The organism is Xanthomonas prunicola, from assembly GCF_025266575.1.
GTDB classification, from domain to species: Bacteria; Pseudomonadota; Gammaproteobacteria; order Xanthomonadales; family Xanthomonadaceae; genus Xanthomonas; species Xanthomonas prunicola.
In genome coordinates this window covers 1,690,255-1,710,092 of sequence record NZ_CP096142.1, presented here as the reverse complement: position 1 = coordinate 1,710,092, position 19,838 = coordinate 1,690,255, and the positions used below count along the sequence as shown (strand labels likewise).

15 protein-coding genes and 1 other RNA gene are annotated in these 19,838 nt (G+C 64.3%); 9 read left to right on the top strand and 7 right to left on the bottom strand.

All coding sequences use genetic code 11. From position 1 onward, the window contains the following. Nucleotides 1-9 precede the first annotated feature (9 nt). From M0D43_RS07415 to M0D43_RS07400, 4 genes are all read right to left on the bottom strand, one after another. The gene (locus tag M0D43_RS07415; RefSeq protein WP_260808065.1) at nt 10-738 is read right to left on the bottom strand and encodes a UTRA domain-containing protein; all 729 of its coding nucleotides are present in this window, start codon (nt 736-738) and stop codon (nt 10-12) included. 105 nt (nt 739-843) lie between these two features. Further along, nucleotides 844-1,419 carry a nicotinamide riboside transporter PnuC gene (gene pnuC, locus M0D43_RS07410; protein WP_252164127.1) on the bottom strand — a complete coding sequence of 192 codons (576 nt, stop codon included), beginning with the start codon at nt 1,417-1,419 and terminating at the stop codon, nt 844-846. Between the two features lie 268 nt (nt 1,420-1,687). Then, nucleotides 1,688-3,850: a TonB-dependent receptor gene (locus tag M0D43_RS07405; protein WP_260808064.1), complete on the bottom strand. Its 2,163-nt coding sequence runs from the start codon at nt 3,848-3,850 to the stop codon at nt 1,688-1,690. Nucleotides 3,851-3,880: 30 nt separating this feature from the next. Beyond that, nucleotides 3,881-5,038 carry a phosphotransferase enzyme family protein gene (locus M0D43_RS07400; protein ID WP_260808063.1) on the bottom strand — a complete coding sequence of 386 codons (1,158 nt, stop codon included), beginning with the start codon at nt 5,036-5,038 and terminating at the stop codon, nt 3,881-3,883. A gap of 606 nt (nt 5,039-5,644) precedes the next feature. Between M0D43_RS07400 and M0D43_RS07395 the strand changes: the two genes are divergently transcribed. From M0D43_RS07395 to pncB, 6 genes are all read left to right on the top strand, one after another. Next, nucleotides 5,645-6,484, top strand: coding sequence for a glycosyltransferase family 2 protein (locus M0D43_RS07395; protein WP_252164124.1), 840 nt, complete (start codon nt 5,645-5,647; stop codon nt 6,482-6,484). A 129-nt stretch (nt 6,485-6,613) separates the two neighbouring features. After that, nucleotides 6,614-7,645 carry a hypothetical protein gene (locus tag M0D43_RS07390; RefSeq protein ID WP_260808062.1) on the top strand — a complete coding sequence of 344 codons (1,032 nt, stop codon included), beginning with the start codon at nt 6,614-6,616 and terminating at the stop codon, nt 7,643-7,645. 12 nt (nt 7,646-7,657) lie between these two features. Further along, entirely contained in the window at nt 7,658-9,565 is a 1,908-nt protein-coding gene (locus M0D43_RS07385) for a glycosyltransferase family 2 protein (protein ID WP_260808061.1), read from the top strand. 49 nt (nt 9,566-9,614) lie between these two features. Beyond that, on the top strand, nt 9,615-10,913 hold the full coding sequence (locus M0D43_RS07380) for a hypothetical protein (RefSeq protein ID WP_252164980.1): 1,299 nt from the start codon (nt 9,615-9,617) through the stop codon (nt 10,911-10,913). Continuing rightward, nucleotides 10,895-11,863 (top strand): glycoside hydrolase family 113, encoded by a 969-nt coding sequence (locus M0D43_RS07375; protein ID WP_260808060.1) that lies wholly within the window; start codon nt 10,895-10,897, stop codon nt 11,861-11,863. The genes M0D43_RS07380 and M0D43_RS07375 overlap by 19 nt, the downstream gene beginning before the upstream one ends. A 379-nt stretch (nt 11,864-12,242) precedes the next feature. Then, nucleotides 12,243-13,421 (top strand): nicotinate phosphoribosyltransferase, encoded by a 1,179-nt coding sequence (gene pncB, locus M0D43_RS07370; RefSeq protein ID WP_252164120.1) that lies wholly within the window; start codon nt 12,243-12,245, stop codon nt 13,419-13,421. A gap of 306 nt (nt 13,422-13,727) precedes the next feature. Here pncB and M0D43_RS07365 read toward each other — a convergent pair whose 3' ends face one another. Both M0D43_RS07365 and M0D43_RS07360 read right to left on the bottom strand, forming a co-directional pair. Further along, nucleotides 13,728-15,383 (bottom strand): PA domain-containing protein, encoded by a 1,656-nt coding sequence (locus tag M0D43_RS07365; protein ID WP_260808059.1) that lies wholly within the window; start codon nt 15,381-15,383, stop codon nt 13,728-13,730. Then, nucleotides 15,376-15,801, bottom strand: coding sequence for a post-PEP-CTERM-1 domain-containing protein (locus tag M0D43_RS07360; RefSeq protein WP_252164979.1), 426 nt, complete (start codon nt 15,799-15,801; stop codon nt 15,376-15,378). Before M0D43_RS07360 ends, M0D43_RS07365 begins: the two co-directional genes overlap by 8 nt. Nucleotides 15,802-16,377: 576 nt before the next feature. Between M0D43_RS07360 and arsC the strand changes: the two genes are divergently transcribed. The 3 genes from arsC (at nt 16,378) to def (ending at nt 17,642) form a co-directional block, all read left to right on the top strand. After that, nucleotides 16,378-16,800, top strand: a complete 423-nt coding sequence (arsC, locus tag M0D43_RS07355) for an arsenate reductase (glutaredoxin) (protein ID WP_260808058.1) — start codon at nt 16,378-16,380, stop codon at nt 16,798-16,800. Between the two features lie 211 nt (nt 16,801-17,011). Further along, a non-coding RNA gene (locus tag M0D43_RS07350) (sX9 sRNA) lies at nt 17,012-17,088 on the top strand. Between the two features lie 38 nt (nt 17,089-17,126). Next, nucleotides 17,127-17,642, top strand: a complete 516-nt coding sequence (gene def, locus M0D43_RS07345; protein WP_252164117.1) for a peptide deformylase — start codon at nt 17,127-17,129, stop codon at nt 17,640-17,642. A gap of 468 nt (nt 17,643-18,110) precedes the next feature. Here def and ettA read toward each other — a convergent pair whose 3' ends face one another. Continuing rightward, nucleotides 18,111-19,772, bottom strand: a complete 1,662-nt coding sequence (gene ettA, locus M0D43_RS07340) for an energy-dependent translational throttle protein EttA (RefSeq protein ID WP_252164116.1) — start codon at nt 19,770-19,772, stop codon at nt 18,111-18,113. Between the last annotated feature and the right edge of the window lie 66 nt (nt 19,773-19,838).

Sequence of the window (19,838 nt, the reverse complement as noted above, 5' to 3'; positions counted from 1 at the left end):
ATCCCGGCACTACGACGCAGCGCGCGTCGGTGCCTCCGTCCGCACCACCACATCCAGTGCATCGTGACGCCAGGATTCGATATCCAGTTCCACCGCGCGGCCATCGTCGGCAAAGCTGATTCGCTGCAGCCGGAAGCACGGCGTGCCGGGAGTGGATTGCAGCAGCACCGCCTGTGCCGCGTCCAAGCCGGCCGGGTGCATCGACAGCTGCGCGCGGCTGAGAAACAGGCCGAGCCGCTGGTTGAACACGCTCGACAGCGACCCGGCCAGATCATGTTCGAGCAGGCCCGGCGCCCAGGTCGCGAGCACCACATTGGTTTCCAGCAGCACGGCGCGGCGGTCGATCCAGCGTCGACGTTGCAGCACAAATACCTCGTCGTACGGGCTATCCAGTCGCAATGCCGCAGCGTAGGCCGCGCCTGCGATCTGCCGGGTGGCGCTCAATAATTCGGTGCGCGGCTTGCGCCCTTGCGCGGCCACGTACTGCATGAAACCGGCGATGCTGGTGGGGTCGTAGCGTACGCGCGGCGCGCTGACGAACCAGCCGCGGCGGTTTTCGCGGTAGATGCGGCCTTCGGCTTCAAGCTGCTGCAACGCTTCGCGCAGCGTGATGCGGGTGCAGGCAAACCGCTCGGCCAACGCGCGTTCCACCGGCAAGCGTTGATCCGGGCCCCATTCGCCGGCTGCAATCTGCGCAGAGATCGCCTCGGTGATGATGTGCTGGCGCGACACGCTCATGCAGCGAACCGTTGATGGAAGGCGGGGGAGATCGGCAAGGCCATGAGGTGAGCGGTGTGCATGTTGCGATGGTAAAGAAGAACACGCGCGCAAACCGCGCCTGGCTCAGCGTGCGCTAGCCAGGTTCGGGTTCTGTTGGGTTTTCCAGCTGTGCCAGCCGTACACCGCAAGCGCCACGAAGCCGGCGTAGAGCACGGCAGTGGGGTACAGCCCCTTGCTGATGAAGACACCGACATAGACGCAGTCGAGCACGATCCACAATACCCAGTTGGCGATGCGCTTGCGTGCTGCCCACACGCTGGCCACCAGGCTGAAACTGGCTAGTGCCGCATCCAGCCACGGCAGCGCCGCATCGGTGCGGTAATGCATGTAGGCGCCCAGTGCCGCAGCGAACGCCGCACCGATGCACAGCGAGAGCCAGAGTTCCGCGGTCGGCATCGGCAGTGGGCGAATGCGCGTGTCTGCGTTAGTGCCGCGTTGCCAGTGCCACCATCCGTAGAGTTGGGTCAGCACATAGACCCCTTGCAGCAGCATGTCCGAGTACAGCTTCCACTGATAGAACAGCCACGCGTACAACGCCACCGCCACGATGCCCACCGGCCAGCACCAGCGAATGCGCCGCGCGGTGAGCCACACGCCCAGCAGGTTGATCACGACGGCGATGGATTCGAGCAACGACATGCAATGCCTGATGGAAAGTGGAGAGCGACGGGAGGGGGGCAACCGGTGCAAGACAGTGGTGCAGTTGGAAGTGGATGCTGCGTGATGCCCCGAATCTGCGCGCGATGGAAACGCGACAGCGCCCTGACCGCTGCGCCCCTGCCTTCAGTTGCTGTCTGCTGCCTTCAGCCGGTGCCCGACACACGCACACGCACAGGTGCTTTCGCTTCGACGTCCTTCCCCCGCTTGCGGGGGAAGGTGCCCGAAGGGCGGATGGGGGCAGCAGACCTCAAAAATCCACCTGCACCGTCAGCCGTGCGGTGCGTGGCGCACCGGGGAACAGATACGCATCGCCCTGGTACTCGCCGGAATCGCGCCAGTAGCGCTTGTCGAACACGTTGTCCACGTTCAGGCGCCAGGTCGTAGCCAGCCCTCCCAGGACCGTGGCGTAGCGCGCCCCGAGATTGGCCACGCTGTAGGCCGGCACGCTGGCGTTGCCGAGGCGGTCGGCGAACTTGCGCCCGCTGTATTGCAGGCCGGCCAGCAGCGCCAGCCCATCGACGCCGGGCACGCTGTAATCGGCCTGCACGCTGGCGCGCAGCTTTGGCACATTGATGGCCTGGTGACCTTCGTACTCGGCAGTGTCGGTGTCTTCCGCACGTGCGCGGATTGCCGCAACGCTGGCGAACAGATGCAGTTGCTGTGTTGCTGCGCCGTCGGCGGACAGCTCCAGGCCGCGGTTATGCAGTCGGCCCTGTTGCACGAACAGCAGTCCACCATCGGCCTGCGGTTGGGTGAACTGGTAGGCCTGACGGATGTCGAACAGCGCCGCGCCCAAGCGCAGGCCCTGCAAGTCGATCTTTGCGCCGGTTTCCAGCTGGTATGCGTTGGTGGGCGGCAGAATCTGGTCGGCGTTATCTGCAAACCATGGCGCAGTGCCGCCAGCCGCAAGACTCTTGGCGTAGCTGGCATACAGCGACACGTTCTGTTGTGGTTTGAACAACAGAGCCGCCTGCGGCAGCACCGTGTCTTTGCGGGTGCGTCGTTCCAACCGCCCTTCGCGATCGAAGGCGCGTTCGTCCAGTTGCACATAGCGCGTGCCAAGCGACAGCTCCCACTGCGCACCCAGGCCGATACGGTCGGCCAGCACCAACGCGTGTTGGCGGCTATCCAGGCGGCGCTGCTTGGGATCCAGCGGAACATCGGTCTGTGCGAAGACGTCCGGATCGCGATCGATGCTGCCGCTGCCGACGAATTCGTTGACCGAACCAAAGCGGTCGATGGTGCGGCGCAGCCACTCGCCGCCGATGCTCAGGTGATGCTCCAGCGCGCCGGTAGCGACACGGCCTTCCAGCGTGGCACGCAGCTGATCGTGCACGCGGGTGTCGTCGGGGCTGCGGTAGTCGTAGACGTCGTACTCGCCCTGCGCGCTAAAGAAGTTCGGCGTGGCGAGGTCTGCGCAGCTTGCCGCGCCGTAGCAGCCCCAGGCGAACGCGGAGAAGTCGTTGATCGTCGAGCGGCTGCGCGATGCGTCGGCGGTGGCGCGCCAGTCGTCGTTGAACTGGTAGGCGTACCGCAGCTGCGCGTTGAGTGAATCCATTTCCACCGGGCGTGCCCACGGCTGGTAGCCAAGCAGGCGATGCACATCGATATCGCGCGGCACCTGCGTGCCCCCCAGCAGTTGATAGCCAGGCACCGAGCGCTGTTGCCGATGCTGATATTCCACGTCCAACTGCAGCAGCGCTTGCGGGGTGATCTTCCAGTCGCCGGCCAGCGAAAGGAAATTGCGGTAACCATCGGCGTGATCGACATAGCTGTCGATGTCTTCGCGTGCGGCGTTGACCCGCAATCCCAGCCTGCGTTCGCCGCCGAACCAGTCGCCCAGGTCGGCGGCGATGTAGCGCGACCCTTGTTCGTCGGTGCCCAAGGTCACGCTACGCACGTGCTCGGGCCGCTTGGTGCGGTAGTCGATCAGCCCGGCCGGTTCGTTGACGCCCGATTGCAACCCGGCCAGCCCCTTGAGTATCTGCACCTGCTGCTTGTTTTCCAACGCGATCGATTGTTCGCCCACCGCACTCATGCCATTGATGCGGTAGCTGTTGGCGGCATTGAGCGAATAGCCACGCACCACGAAGTTTTCGTAATAGCCGATCGGCGCATACGCATCGCCAGCGGAGGCATCGGCGCGCAATACCTCACTGAGGACGCGCGCCTGACGATCGAGCAATTGCGCACGATCGATGACCGCGATCGACGCGGGTGCGTCCAGCAGCCGGGTTGCGCCGAATCCGCTCAATGCGGTGCTGGTCTCGATGCGCTCGCCACGCACGTTGACCGCATCCAGTTCGACGGCATCGGCGTCGGATTGCTGCTGCGCCAGTGCAGGGGCGCAGCACAGCGCCAGTGCTAGCGCGAGCGGGCAGCGGGAGAGCAGGGGGAAGGTCACGGACATTGGCAAGGCTCTACAGAGAAAGGAAGGCGCTCACGGCTGCTGACGCGCACGCGCGTGCAGATGCTCGAGCAGGTGCTGACCATCGGCGCTGGCAAACCAGTCCGCGTGGCCGAGCAGATAGCGGTGATAGGCGATGTCGACGTTGGCGGACGAACGCGTGATGCCGGCGAAGTATTCGATCTCGCTCAAGGCGAAGTCGGCATGCACGATCGGCAGCAATGCGGCCAGGCGACGCAACTGGTTGGCATCCAGTGGACGATGTTGCGCGTAGCCATCCAGCAACGCGTCGAGCAGAGCCAGCTCGGCCTGGGCGCGTGCGCCGGTGTCCAGTCGCAGCCAGGGGATGAGGTTGCGCTCGATAGCGGTCGCCAGGTCGAACAGCGCGCTGCTGCAATCGCTCAACCCGAAATCGAAGATGGCGCTGACGCGGGTATGCCCATCGTCGGTGTCCCACAGCAGGTTGGAGGCGTGCCAATCGCCATGCGTCCACAGCGGCGGTAGCGCGTCCGGTGCGGACAGTAGCGGCCACGCACGCGTATGCCACGGCAGCAGATGGGTAGCGAGATCGTATTGCCAGGGCCGGTGCTGCAAGGCGGCTGCCAGGTGCGGACGCGTTGGCAAGACATCGTGCAATGCCTGCACCGGGTCCGCCTGCGCAAACAGCCGCAGATTGGCAACCAGCACGCTGGTGGAGCGCGCCGGCGCATCGAAGCCCTGGGCAGCGTGATGCAGTTGTGCCAACGCAGCGCCGGCCGCCCGGGCATGCGCAACGTTGGTGAACGGTGTCCACGACAGGGCATCACGGTAGAGGTCACGCCCGGCGCCGACGCGCTGCACTTCGTACACCCAATCGTCGTACGCCAGCGCGGTGCGGCCCTGGGCGTCGTGCAGCACTTCCACCACCGGCGCGCCGGCCCAGCGCAAATGGGCCATAAAGCTGTGTTCCTCGCGCAGCGCGGCGACGCTGCGCACGCTGCGGTGGTGGCGTTTGACGATGACCGGGCCGCTTTCAGTGTCCACGCAAGCCGCAGCCGAGAACGGACGCGCGCTATGCCATCGCACCACATTGAGCCGGCCCGCGGCTGCAAACCCCTGGAGCGCGCGATGGATTTCATCGGTGGTCAGCACCGGCCAGTCCGCCAGGGCCAGTTCCAGGCTCATGCCATGCACCTGATGCGGCACGTTCATGGCCCGACTCCCGGCAGCAGGAACCGTGCGGCATTGGCGAGTGGTATAGACCAGTGAATCGAGGGTGAGGCCGCGGACTCGGCGCGCGCGCCGTCAAGAACAAGAACGGCGCTGCCGGGCCGTTGTCGCATCGCATCCGCCATCAGGCTGCAGCAATGCAATGAATGAAAAGGCAGCGCGAAACCGCAAGGTCGCTAACCGTCATCTCAACAATCAGGTGTGGGACTGCACCAAAGCGGCTGGCAGAACGTCTGGCGATCAGATGGGCGCGGGCGGTGTGCTCTGAAGCGGATGCATGTGTGGTACGTGCATCGAGTGCCGCCCGCGCTCGTCTGGTGGCTGCGCAGTCGTTTTGCTGGCCGCTCAAAAAGTCGCAAACGGAGACCGCGTGGCGGTTCCGGGCGCGCAGTATGCGCCTTGCGGCGATGGGTCGCCATGCTGCATGGCGTATTGGCGCGGATGACTGCTGGCAAGCAGGAGCGGTGGCGCAATCTCCACCCCGCCCGCGAACATCAACACAATGCAGTCGCGCCAGCGCCTGATGCTCAGCTTGCAGCTGCGAACTCGAGATGGCGCTGCGTCGCTCCGGCACCGGATAATGGCCGGATGACTCCCGTCCAGATCGCCGCCGTCGTCGTCACCTATCAGAGCAGCAGCACCATCGATGCCTGCCTGTCGCGGCTACGTGCGGCCGACGGCGTCAGCGAGATCCGGGTGGTCGACAACGCCTCCGGCGACGATACCCTGGATGTGGTGCAGCGGCATGCGCTGGCCGATGCGCGGGTGCACTTCATCGCCAACCCGGACAATCCAGGCTTTGCTACCGCCTGTAATCAGGGCGCGCGCGACTCGCAGGCGCCCTGGCTGGTCTTCATCAACCCGGACCTGATGGTCGACGCCGATACCCTGGTGCAGTTGTGCGCGCGCGCCGACGGGCATGCGGCGGTGCTGTTGGGGGTGGAGCAGGTGGACGAACAGGGTCGGCCGGATGCGGCCGTGCGCCGCCGCGACCCGGACTTTGCCGCGATGCTGCGCGCGCCGCGTGACGCCGCCAATCTGGCGGTGCCGGCCGATCCGTCGCGGGCCCTGCAGCCGGTGGATGCGATCTCCGGCGCGTTGATGCTGATGCAGCGCAGCCTGTTCGACCGGCTGCACGGCTGGGACGGCAATTACCGCCTGCATGCCGAAGACCTGGACCTGTGTCGACGTGCCCGCCAGTCCGGTGCCCTGGTGGCGGTGGCCAACGATCTGCAGGTGCTGCATGTGCGCGGCGTCTCCAGCCGCGCGCGGCCGTTCTTCGTGGAATGGCATAAGCATCGTGGATTGTGGCGCTATTTTCGCAAGTTCGAGGCTCGTCAGCGCGGGGTGTTCACCCGGCTCGGCGTCTGGCTGGCGATCTGGACCCACGCGGCTGTGCAAGTGCCGCGTTTGTTGCAGAAGAAATGACGTCAAGTGCGTTAAATTTGTGATAAAGCAGTGATGAGTAGCGGGCTGGAACTGTGATACGTTTCGCTCCGAAGTGTGATCACTACCGAGCTTCCTGTCCCTCCCTGGTCCCCCATCAGGAATCGTGCAATGTCTTTACAGAACGACCCGCAGTTGCGGGTCCGTCAGCCGTGCGCTACCCCGCTGCAGTCCAGCCTGGTTGTCTCGCTGTCTCACTCCAATCCACCCCCACGCTGTGCGCCGTCCGTTCTGGCATCGGCGCTCGCATTGAGCTGTCTGCTGGTCGCGTTGCCGGGCACCGCCCTGGCCGGTGCATGGACCCAGCCCCAGGGCGACACGTTGGTGATCGTCAAGGCGTTGCATAGCGATGGCCGCGGATGGTTCGACGACAGTCACCATCGCACCACGTTTGGCGAGGGCCAACAGTTCGACGGCAACGGCCGCGCCCGCCAGGACCAGCTCAACGTGTATGTCGAGCATGGTTTGACCGACAAGCTCAGCTTCATCGGCAATTTTTATTTCAATGAAGTTGGTTTTAGCAGCCACGATGCCTCCAACGGCCGGCAGCAAACCACGACGACCGGTTTTGCCGATCAGGAAATTGGCCTGCGCTACGCGCTGCCAAGCGCGCAGAACGACGTCTGGCGTAGTTCGGTGCAGGCGCTGGTCAGCATCCCTGCGTATGGTCGCAGCAAGACATACCACCCGAATAATCCGTCACGTGACCCTGCGCTCGGCCTCGGCGACTACGGTCTGGAACTGCGTTATAGCCGTGGCCGCGGCTACACCCTCGGCGATCACAACGGTTACGTCGATCTGGGCGGCGCGGTGCGCCTGCGCGGCAGTGCCGCCTCGGACGAAGTGCGGGTGGATGCGTCTACAGGCTTGAGCCTGGCCCCGAGCTGGTTGTTGTTGGGCGAAATCAACGTGATCCAGGGCCTGGGCAATGGGCGCAACGACGCTTTCATCAGCGGCAAAACGCCTGCCGATTCCGGCTTCGTCGCCACCGGCACCAACTACGATCTCACCAAGCTGCAGCTGTCCACGCTGTACACGGCGCCGGGTGGCAGCCAATGGCAGCTCGGATATCAGCAGCCGGTGATGGGCCGCAATACCGGTGCCGCAGGCGGGCCATTCGTGGCCGGCTGGTGGCGTTTCTAAGGGCTCATCTACATGACGGTCACCTGCGAAATGGAAGCGCTGGGACGCGCGCCGGACATCGGCCGCGAGCGCGGTCTGCTGGGCCGTGCGCTAGTGTCGGCAGGCGTCATCACCGATGAACAGCTGCGTTCGGCGCTGGCCTTGCAGCAACGCTGGAACTCGCGTCTGGGCGATGTGATCCTGGCCCAACGCGGCGTGCCAGCGCAGCGGTTCTACGCCATCGTTGCGGCGCACTTCGGGTTGCAATTCATCGATCTGGTGCAGCAGTCACCGGATCCTGCGCTGCTCACCCCCGGTGATCTGGATAGCTACGCACAACGCTTGGTGTTGCCGTGGCGGCGCGAAGACGGCGTGCTGGTGCTGGCCGTGGCCGACCCGGACCCGGCGTTGTTCGCCTGGGCGCGTGAGCATTACGGCCAGGACGTGCGCTTTGTCGGTACCGCCAAGTTCGACATCATCTGGAGCCTGCAGCGCTATGCCGATGAGCAGCTCACCGACAACGCGTTGAATCTGCTCGCGGCGCATGCGCCGACGTATTCCGCACGCCAGGTCGTCACGCGCGGGCAAAAGTTCGTGTTGTGGGTGTTGGCTGCGGTGATGCTGGTCACGCTGGTGCTGTTCCCGGTGCCTGCATTGATCGTCGTCAACGTGCTGGTGGCGCTTGGCTTTCTGGCTACCTTCGGTTTGAAGTTGCTGCTGGTGTGGTTTGGCTCGCGCCACCGCATCGACATCAAGGTCACCGAAGACGAAGTGGCCGCGTTGAAGGATGACGACCTGCCGGTCTATACCGTGCTGGTGCCGATGTACAAGGAGCCGGAAGTCCTGCCGATTCTGGCCAACGCGCTGCGCAAGCTGGATTACCCGATCAGCAAGCTGGACGTGAAGCTGGTACTGGAAGCTGACGATTTCGACACCATCGAAGCGGCCAAGAAGCTTGGCCTGGAAGCGTTCTTCGAAATCATCCGAGTGCCGCCATCGCAGCCAAAGACCAAGCCCAAGGCCTGCAACTACGCGTTGCACTTTGCGCGCGGCGAATTGCTCACCATCTACGACGCCGAAGACAAACCCGAGCCGGATCAGCTCAAGCGCGTGGTGGCGGCATTCCGCAAGGCCGAGAAGGATGTGGTGTGCATCCAGGCGCGGCTGAACTACTACAACGCCGACGAGAACTGGCTGACGCGGATGTTCACGCTGGAGTACACGCTCTGGTTCGACTTCTACCTGCCGGCGCTGGAATACCTGCGCATTCCGATTCCGTTGGGCGGCACCTCCAATCACTTCCGACTGGACGTGTTGCGCCAGGTGCGCGCGTGGGATCCGTACAACGTCACCGAAGACGCCGATCTAGGTGTGCGTCTGATCCAAAACGGTTACCGCGTCAATGTGGTCAATTCCACTACGTTCGAAGAAGCCAACGTCAGCATTCCCAATTGGATCCGGCAGCGTTCGCGCTGGCTCAAAGGCTATATGCAGACCTGGCTGGTGCACATGCGCGACCCGGTGCATCTGTATCGCAGTACCGGCTTCAAGGGATTTTGGGGGTTTCAGTTCTTCATCGGCGGCGGCTTCTTCACTGCCTTGGGCGTGCCGGTGCTGTGGGCGCTGTACGCAGTGTGGATGCTCACCGGCACCACGATCTTCGAGCGCTTCTTCCCGCCGTGGTTGGCTGCTGTCTCACTGGTCAATCTGCTGCTGGCCAATGCGTTCTTCATCTACATCACGCTGGTCGCTGCATTCAAGCGCGACTACTTCAAGTTGGCGCCGTACGCGCTGACGGTACCGTTCTACTGGGCGTTGCAGTCGATCGCTGCCTACAAGGGGTTGTGGCAGTTGATCCACAACCCGTTCTATTGGGAGAAGACCACGCATGGCATCAGCAAGCATTCGGAAAACGAGCGCCGTGCCGCACTCGAAGAGTGAGCCGGTCGCGCCGCGTCGCGATAGCGGGCTGCCGGCGTTCCTGGTCGCCGTGGTGGCGCTGTCGCTGCTGAGCCAGCCGTTGCTGGTGCAGTCCGCAGGCCCCGCGGCGCCTGCGCTTGCGCCGGGTGTCGGACTGCCGGCGACCGGGGTGTTGGGGTGGGTAGTCGATCTGACCCAGCACAGTTGGAATCTGCCGTTCCAGGTGTGGCCGTTCGTGGCGGTGGCGGCGAACGGGCTGTTCCTGTCGCTGCTGTGGCGCGATCTGGCCGGTGTGTTCGGACGAGGCTGGGCCAGCGGTCTGACGTTGCTGGTGGGTTGCAATCCGTTGTTCCTGCTGCCGATCGCTGCCGGTGGCAGTCACGCGGTGGGATTGCTGGCCTTTTACGGCTTGTGCCGCACCTTGCGCCGGTTGCAGGCGCAGGTGGAAGCGTTCACTTATCTGCGGATTGCCGGCTGGTTGTGCATTCTGTTGTGTCTGGATCTGCAGACGCTGGCGCTGTCGACGATGGTCGCGCCGTGGCTGTTGTTGGTGATGCCGCCGCAGATGCTGCGCAAGGCGCCGGGTTCGTTTTACCTAGTGTGCTATTTGCCGTTCGCGTTCCTGATCGGTATGTGGGCGTACGTCAATCTGCTCGTGTTCAAGGCGCCGTGGCCGACGATGCTCAGCATCGCGCCGGCGTTCAACCCACTGCCACTGCCGCTGGCGGGTCATGCCGAAGGCTGGTTGCCGGCGGTACGTTGGGGCGTTGCGGCAGCGGTGTGCTTCCCGGTCCTGGCGCTGGTGGCGCGGACGCGTAGTGGCGCGTTGACGCGTGGCGTGGTGGCCAGTGCCGGCACCGTGATCTGCGCGGCAGCATTGTCGTTTGCGTTTGGCTGGGCCGGCTTCGATGCCTTGCTGCTGCTATGGGTGCCGGTGGCGTTGTTGTTGCGCGCGTTGCAGGCCGATCAACGCGGCCAAGCGGCCGGGTTGCTGCTGCTGGGCCTGGTGGGTGCGGTCTGGGCACAACCACAGGGCTGGGGCAGCTGGATGCGTAACGCAGCCAGCGACGAACAGTCCCTGGTGCAGGGCGAGCCTGTCGTCACGACGCCGCCGATGGCGTTGCCGGTGAGTGCATCGGTTGCTCCTGCCGTGCAGGATGGTGGTGTGGTGCAGCCGGCGATCGCGGACATCGCTGCCGTGGCCCCAGCTGCCACAGCACCTGCGGACAGTGCCGAGCCGGCAAACCCGTCAGCGGCCACGGTCGCGCCGACGGACAAGAGCAATGCATCCTTGCGTGCGACGGCGTGCGCCCAGCACGCGGCGCCGTCGAATGCGGGGGTGGCTGCTGCATGTTCAAGCGCGTTCTAAGCATCGCAACGTTGATCGGCGTGTGTCTGTTGGCAAACGGCTGCAATGCCGCCGCGCCCACCTGGATGGGCGCCAACGTCAAGGTTTCCGCTAATGCACCGTGGGAAAGCCAGGCTGCAGCACAGTCGCTGGATGCATTAGCCAAGACCGGCGCCAGCAAGGCGCTGTTGGTTGCGTTCGTGTGGCAAGCCAACCCGCAGTCCAACGATCCGGTATTGGGCAGCGACAGCAGTGTGGAGGCCATGCGCGCTGCGTTGCGAGCAAGTGTTCAGGCCGGCTTGCAGCCAACGCTCAAGGTGCATGTCTGGATTCCGGGGCACTGGGCGGGCGATGCCGCGCCCACCGATCAAGCGGCCTGGTTTGCGGCGTATCAGAACGCGCTGCTGCCGTTGGCCAAGTTGGCCCAGGACGAACATGCCGAAGCGCTGGTGATCGGCACCGAGTTGCGTAAGTTGCAGGATGCGCCGCAATGGCCGGCGTTGGTCGCGGCAGTGCGCAAGGTCTACAACGGAAAACTGCTGTATGTGGCCGACGGCATGGAGCATGCCGAGAGCTTCCGCTATTGGTCGTTGTTCGATGCGGTGGGCACCAGTCTGTATCCGCGCCTCTCCGAAGCTGCCGATGCGCGCACCGCCGAAATGACCGCTGCCGCGCAACGCTTGCAGCAGTTGGGTCAGCGTGTGGGTAAGCCGGTGTGGGTGGCCGAGCTGGGGTTGCGTTCGGCGCGCGGCAGTCTGGCGGCGCCGTGGGAAAGTCCGGAGCAACGCACGGCCGCCGTCGATACGAAGCTGCAGCTGCAGGTGCTGCAACAGTGGCGCAAGGTGCTGCAGGCGCATAGCGTGGAAGGCATCGCGTTGTGGTGCTGGTACACCGACCCCAAGGCCGGCGGTCCGGGCGACAGCGACTTCACCGTGCAGGGCAAGCCGGCGGAGCAGGTGCTGGCGCGCTAAGAGCGGCGAGTAAACGCCTGCGCTTGCCGCGCAGGGCGGGGCGCCAAGGTGCTCGGGATCGACAGGCAGCGCTCGCATGCGACGGTTCCTGCGAGCCCCGGATACCCGGCTGACGACTGCTCGTTGCGGTTGTCAGCCGCTGTGGATCGCCACGACACGAGCGTGTTGCGCAGGTTCGCAGCGCGTCAGGCGGCCGCGCATTGGTGATTGCGACGCGGACCTTCCGCTGATGGATGCACGGCTCGGGACGAGTTGCGACTAACTAGCGCCTCGGCGAGCCCAGGCACGCGCCTCGGATGCAGTTCGGGGCACGGCGCGGTCACTCGGATCTTGACCGGCGCACACGCCGGCATCGCTGCAGCGGGCATAATCCGGCGCCATGATCATCCATTCGCTGCTCGACACCGATCTGTACAAATTCACCATGATGCAGGCGGTGCTGCACCAGCACCCTGCGGCGCAGGTGGATTACCGTTTCAAATGCCGCACTCCCGGTGTGGACCTGGCCCAGTTCATTGACGAGATCTCGCGCGAGATCGATGCGCTGTGTCGGTTGCGGCTGCGCCAAGATGAGGTGGATTACCTGCGCAGCCTGCGCTTCATCAAGCCGGACTTCGCCGACTTCCTCGCCTTGTTCCATCTGGATCGCAAGTATCTGAGCCTGGCCGCATCGGCGACCCACCCGGGCGAGATCGAGCTGACCATCCGCGGGCCGTGGCTGCACACCATCCTGTTCGAGGTGCCGCTGTTGGCGATCATCAACGAGGTCTGGTTCCGCAATACCTCCGAGCCGGATTTCGAGGAGGGCCGCAGCCGTTTGCGCGAGAAGGTGAGCAGCCTGCGCAGCATGCCGGCCGGCTGCAAGATTGCCGATTACGGCACGCGCCGGCGTTACTCGCGGCAGTGGCATGGTGAGTTGCTGCCGCTGCTGCGCGATGGCCTGGGCGAGCAGTTCGTTGGCACCAGTAACGTGCATTTCGCCAAGCAATACGGGCTGACCCCGCTGGGCACGATGGCGCACGAGTATCTGCAGGCATTCCAGGCGCTGGGACCGCGATTGCGCGATTCGCAGGTGGCGGCACTGGAATCGTGGGCGCGCGAATACCGTGGCGATCTGGGCATCGCGTTGTCGGATGTGGTCGGGCTGGATGCGTTCCTGCGCGATTTCGATCTGTATTTCTGCAAGCTGTTCGATGGCATGCGCCACGATTCGGGCGACCCGTTCGAATGGGGCGAGCGCGTCATCGCGCATCTGGAAGCGCACCGCATCGATCCACGCGCCAAGGTGCTGGTGTTCAGCGACGGCCTCAATATCGACAAGGTGATGCGTCTGTACGCGCATTTCCATGCCCGCTGCCGGCTGGCCTTCGGCGTGGGCACCAGTCTGACCAACGATCTGGGGCCGACGCCGCTGCAGATCGTCATCAAGATGGTTCGCTGCAATGGTCAGCCGGTGGCCAAGCTCAGCGATTCGCCCGGCAAGAGCATGTGCGACGACATCGGATATCTGCGCTATCTGCGCGACGTGTTCGGGCTGCCGCCCATGGCAGAGGCTTAGCCGGCCGGCGTCACCAGGTACGGCCTGAGTGACGCAGGTTGGCATGCACTGCCGAAAATCCAGACACCTAGCCTGGGAACTGATTGCTGGCACATCCACCGCATCGCGGTGATCGCGCGCAGCCGTTCTGTCCAGCAGTCCAAGAGTCAGCGGGCTGCCTATGCATGGCGCCGGCGCGCTGACTGGGTGCGCCTTCGGTGTCGCTGCAGCGCCGCATCGATACACTGGCCTGCACTGACCAGTACGAGTGCAAATAAACGAACGGCGCCTTTCGGCGCCGTTCGCATCACGCAAGCCCATACACCACTATGGGCGCACCTTGGTGGCACAAACGAAGACCGCGGCCTGTTGCGCGCGGCTGATGACGCCCTGGCTCTGCAATTGGCGCACGTGCTCGTCCATACAGGTCAGGTAACCCAGACGGTTGCCGACGTTCTGCGTCTTGCACAGGCTGCTTTCGGCGGAGATGTTTGCGCCCGGAATCAGGCCGCCAGTCTCCACCGTCGGCACCTGCGTGCTGCAGCTGCCCAGCTTGGCCGGCCCGCTGTTCAAGGTCCATCCGATATCGGCAAACAGCGCCGGGGTCAGGTCGACGTTGACGTGCGCCTGCACTTCCGGTGTGTCGAACGGTTCCATCAATGCATTCGGCTGCAGATCGGTATCGAAATGCGAGAACGTCGAGCCGCCGGCCACCACGCTGGGCGAATACAGACGCGTGCGGCCTGCGCTGTCGGTGCCCTGCAGCAACTCCGGATCTTCGTACAGCGCCGCGACCACGGAGGCGGTCTTCAGGCGCGCGCCATCGGCCTGCGAGACCATGATCGCGGGGATGGTGATGTCGGTGATCGGCGGTGCCGCATTGCCCATCGTCTGCACACCCGCCGCGTTGTTGGCGACGATCACGCCCACCGCGCCGTTGAGCTGGGCATTCTTCACCTTGATCGCGAACGCGCAGGTGCCGCGGTCGATCAGCGCGACCTTGCCGGCGACATCGGCCGCATTGACGAAGGGGGTTTCGCAGCCATCGCTGGCCGATGCAGCCGCCACGCCATCGTCGACCGTCACCACCGAGCGTGCCGGGAAATTGGCCGCCGTGGCCAGTGGCCCGAAGCTGGCAAAGCCCACTTCGAACTTACCCGCAGCGCCGGCCGGTGCGGTCACACGCAGCAGCGTGCGCGGATCCAGAATCAACGCCGCCTCGCGGTTCACGCGCGTCCCGGCCCATACCGTGCGGCCGGGCGTGCGCATTGCTTCGGCGCGCAGGGCGTTGGTCATGGTGGGGTCGTCGAAGCGCTTGTTCTGGACGTTGTCGTAGGCCTGCGAGGTGTAGACGTCGGTCAAACCGCTGCCCGAACCCAGCACGCCGGTGGTCTTGTTGAGGAAGCCCGCAGCGCCCAGGCCGTGGCCGATCTCGTGCATCACCACGTTGAGGAAGTTGATCTGACCTGCAGGCGTCTTGCCGTCCAGACCCAGGTACCAACCCGAACCGGCCAGGCAATCGTCCTTGCCCAGGTCGCCGTTGAACTGCGAAAACACGTCGGCCGGATCGGACGGATCCGGCACCAGATCCTGCCCGGCGATCGCATCGCCCAGCGCGGACGGGTACAGCGTATCGGGCTTGGCGCCGGGGAAATTGTTGACGATCCAGTTCGGGCCGGCCTGGCCCAGCGTGCCGCCGGTGGCAGTACAGGTCAGTCGTGCGAACGAGGCATACACCTTGATCTCGACATTGCTCTGCAGCACCGCGCCCCACAGGTCCATGGCGTACTGGTACGCGATACGGCGTTGCTCACCGATCGAGCGCCCCGGATTGCCGCCCAGTGGCGCGGCAGCGGTCGGATCGTTCAGGCCGACCACGGTGCCGGCATCGCCATTGATCAGCGTGACATTGGCCGCCGATGCATGCAGCGGTGCCAGGGCGGCGGCCACGGCCAGCGACAACAGCAACAAGGGCTTATTCATGCGGCAGCGCTCCGTGCTCGGCGTGGGCGGGTTGGGTGGCATCGGCGTCTTCGCTGTGTTCGATGACGATGCTTCCGTCGGCCTGGCGGGTTGCCGTCAGCGAACTCATTTGGGTGGCCGGCAGCTTGCGCGCCACGGTGCCGTTGGGCAGGCGACGCTCGGTCGCGCGAGCGGCCGCGTCGGTCTGCGGAACCGACGTGCGTGCGGCGCTGCTGCGGGCTGCGGAGTTAGACGCGGCGGCCTGCTGATCCAGTGCCGCGCTCTCGGCCTCGGTCAGCGGGCGCAACTTGCCGGTGGTGGGATCGATACCGACCTTGGAGCTGCTGGTGGCTGTCTGCTGCGCGGCGGCGATCGCCGGCAGGCACACGACGCACAACACACCGGACAGCATCCATCCGGGCTTGCGAAAGCTCATCATCGTTGGGGTTTCCTTGGGTCCAACAGGGAGAAAAAACGCCGTGCTGACACCGGCGCTCGGGGAATCCTTCCATTTCAGTCTGTTCATGACTGAATCATGAATCCGTGAGTCGTGTCAATCTTTTGACACATTGGACGACGAATGCGAAGTGGCAGCCTGAAAAAGTCGTCGACGGGATTGTGGACTGGGGATTGCTTGGACGCGGCACGCCTGAGGCGTCCGGAACCCGTCAGATTCCGGTCACGGCCACGGTGCGTCGCTGGGTGCGTGCGTTGCTGTCCCAGCCAAGCTGCCCAGGTCTTCATAGATGGCCGATGTCCCGACAGTAACCGGCCGCATTCCTTCTCTCGCAATGGGAGAAGGGGCACCGAAGGAGTGGATGAGGGCATGAGCGCAGCCTCCGGGGGCATGTCCACCCGCTGGTTTCCCTGATGTCGTCACCCACCCTGCGACTGCGCGTAGGCGGTTAGCGCTCGGCATCCCGAGATGCCACTCGTACACTTGCCGCGCTCAGCGCCGCCAGACACCAGTTGCCGGCGGCGCCTTACACATCCGCCAACCCTGCACCAGGCCACCATGCACGCCGTCATCTACCACAACCCCGGCTGCGGGACGTCCCGCAACACCCTTGCGCTGATTCGCCATACCGGCGTCGAACCGCAGATCGTGGACTACCTGCAGCACCCGCCAAGCCGCGAGGCCTTGCAGTCGCTTATCGCCGCTGCCGGCATCACGGTCCGCGAGGCCATCCGCCAGAAAGGCACGCCATATCTGGACCTGGGGCTCGACGATCCCGCCCTGGACGACACTGCACTGTTGAGCGCAATGCTCGCGCACCCAATCCTGATCAACCGCCCATTCGTACAGACCCCGCTCGGCACGCGCTTGTGCCGTCCTTCCGAATTGGTACTCGACCTGTTGCCGCCAGCCACGCACGGCTTCGTCAAGGAAGACGGCGAGCGTTTGCTCGACGAAACCGGGCAACGCATCCGCCGCTGACATGTTCAATTGGCGCGCGCAGCCGGCCTTGCGTCGTCACGCTGGCTGCAACGTTGCCGATTGGACGCAGTGCGCCCATCCATAGAGTCATGAGCTGCTGCACACGCGCTGCTGCATGCGCAACACGCTCTGAGAGCGGCTGACGAGGCGGACTGTACTCACCGCCAAACGATGCGGCCGTTGCTCGGAGTCGGCATGCGCGAGTGTCGGCATCTGCCACGCTAAACTGCAGTTTTCCTGCGCGCCGTTCACACCCGGCTGACGACTGCTCGCTAGGTGTTGTCAGCCACTCTAAACTCCATGTCACGATCTTCAGGAGCACACGCATGATTCGCGAAATTATCCGCATGGGCGACAAACGCTTGCTGCGTGTGGCGCCACCGGTCACCAACCTGGGCAGCGCCGAGTTGCACGCGCTGGTGGCCGATATGTTCGAGACCATGGACGCTGCGCGTGGCGTCGGTCTGGCAGCGCCGCAGATCGCGGTGGATCTGCAATTGATGGTGTTCGGTTTCGAAGCCAGCGAGCGCTATCCCGAAGCACCCGCAGTACCGCGCACGGCTCTGGCCAATGCACAGATCGAACCGCTATCGGAAGAGATGGAAAATGGTTGGGAAGGCTGCCTGTCGATCCCTGGCCTGCGCGCAGTGATTCCACGCTATCGCTACATTCGTTACCGCGGCGTTGCACCCGATGGCAGCCCGATCGAGCATGAGGCCGAAGGCTTCCACGCACGAGTGGTGCAACACGAATACGACCACCTGGTCGGTCGCCTGTATCCCTCGCGCATCGAAAACTTCGACACATTTGGTTTCGATGACGTGTTGTCGTACGACCTGTAATGCATCTCGTGAGCCATACGTTGCAGTCTGGCTGCTGCAATGTCCTGAGGCTCTCTCTGCGCTGGGTGAAGCAATTCCTTTAAGGCAGGCTATGTGCGCCCGCAAACGTGAGGCGCGGTACCCCTCGTTCTTCAGGAAAGCCAGTAGAAAATTTCGTGGCGCGGTGAGGGCGTTGCGCCCTTGATGCCGTGGATCATTGCGCTTACCTGCAATGCGTTACATCCCATGATTTAGATGCGCATATACCGTCTGTCGATGCTGGACGAATGCATGTGCAGCGCGCTTCCCGGCATGCAGCGGGAAGCGCGTAGGGAGTGCGCATGCAGGAACCATTCGCTACGGGTTCGCCTCGAGATACATCGAGACAAGCAGGCGCCGCTCGGGATAGGCCCATCGCCAGGCGCCCAGTCGCCGGCGACAAAATAAAAAAGGCGCCTTTCGGCGCCTTTTTTGAACTCCGACGACTACTTACTTCAGCGCCTTGAAGCGCAGGCGCTTGGGACCTGCGTCATCGCCCATGCGGCGGCGCTTATCTTCTTCGTACTCGCGGTAGTTGCCCTGGAAGAACTCCACGTGCGAGTCGCCTTCGAAGGCCAGGATGTGCGTGGCGATACGGTCCAGGAACCAGCGGTCATGCGAAATCACGAAGGTATTGCCCGGGAATTCCAGCAACGCATCTTCCAGCGCACGCAGCGTTTCGATGTCCAGGTCGTTGGACGGTTCGTCGAGCAGCAGCACGTTACCGCCCTGCAGCAGGGTCTTGGCCATGTGCAGACGACCGCGCTCACCACCGGACAGCGACCCCACCATTTTCTGCTGGTCCTGGCCCTTGAAGTTGAAGCGGCCGATGTAGGCGCGCGACTGGATCTCCACGCCGTTGATGTTAAGGATGTCCAGGCCGCCAGCGATTTCCTGGAAGACGTTGTGGTTGCCTTCCAACGCGTCGCGGCTCTGGTCCACATAGGACAGCTGCACGGTGGGGCCGACCACGATTTCGCCGGAATCGGGCTTTTCCTGGCCGGTGATCATCTTGAAGAGCGTCGACTTACCGGCACCGTTGGGGCCGATGATGCCGACGATGGCGCCGGGCGGCACGATCATCGACAGGTTGTCGATCAACAGACGGTCGCCGAACTTCTTGGACACGTTCTTGAACTCCATCACCGCGTTACCCAGGCGCTCGCCCGGCGGGATGAAGATCTCGTTGGTTTCGTTGCGCTTCTGATAATCGACCGACTGCAGCTCTTCCAGGCGGGCCAGACGCGCCTTGCCCTTGGTGCGGCCGCCCTTGGCGTTCTGCCGCGACCATTCCAGTTCCTTCTGGATCGCCTTCTGGCGTGACTTTTCCTGGTTGTCTTCCTGCTTGAGGCGCTCGTCCTTCTGGGTCAGCCAGTCGGTGTAGTTGCCCTTCCACGGAATGCCGCGGCCGCGGTCCAGTTCCAGGATCCACTCGGCAGCGTTGTCGAGGAAGTAGCGATCATGCGTGACCGCCACCACGGTGCCGGTGTAACGCGCCAGGAACTGCTCCAGCCATTCCACCGATTCGGCGTCCAGGTGGTTGGTCGGTTCGTCGAGCAGCAGCATGTCCGGCTTCTGCAGCAGCAGGCGGCACAGCGCGACGCGACGCTTTTCGCCACCGGAGAGCTTGCCGACAATCGCCTCCCACGGCGGCAGGCGCAGCGCATCGGCGGCCACGTCCAGCTGGTTTTCCAGGGTGTGCGCATCGCCGGCGGCCAGAATCGCCTCCAGGCGTTCCTGTTCCTTGGCCAGGGCGTCGAAATCGGCGCCTTCCTCGGCATAGGCCAGGTACACCGCATCCAGCGCGGCCTGGGCCTGCAGCACGTCGCCCACGCCTTCTTCCACCGCTTCGCGCACGGTGTGCTCGGGGTTGAGCTGCGGTTCCTGTGCCAGGTAGCCGACCTTGATGCCGGCCTGCGGGCGGGCTTCGCCCTCGAAGTCGGTGTCCACACCGGCCATGATCTTCAGCACCGTGGACTTGCCCGCACCGTTCAGGCCCAGCAGGCCGATCTTGGCGCCCGGGAAGAAGCTCAGCGAGATGTCCTTGATGATCTGCCGCTTGGGCGGGACCACCTTGCTGACGCGGTTCATGGTGTAAATGTATTGCGACATGGGTGCTCCGGGGACGCAGGCAGCCCGCCGGCCGAGGCCGGGGGCGGCGGAAAAGGGATTGCGTCA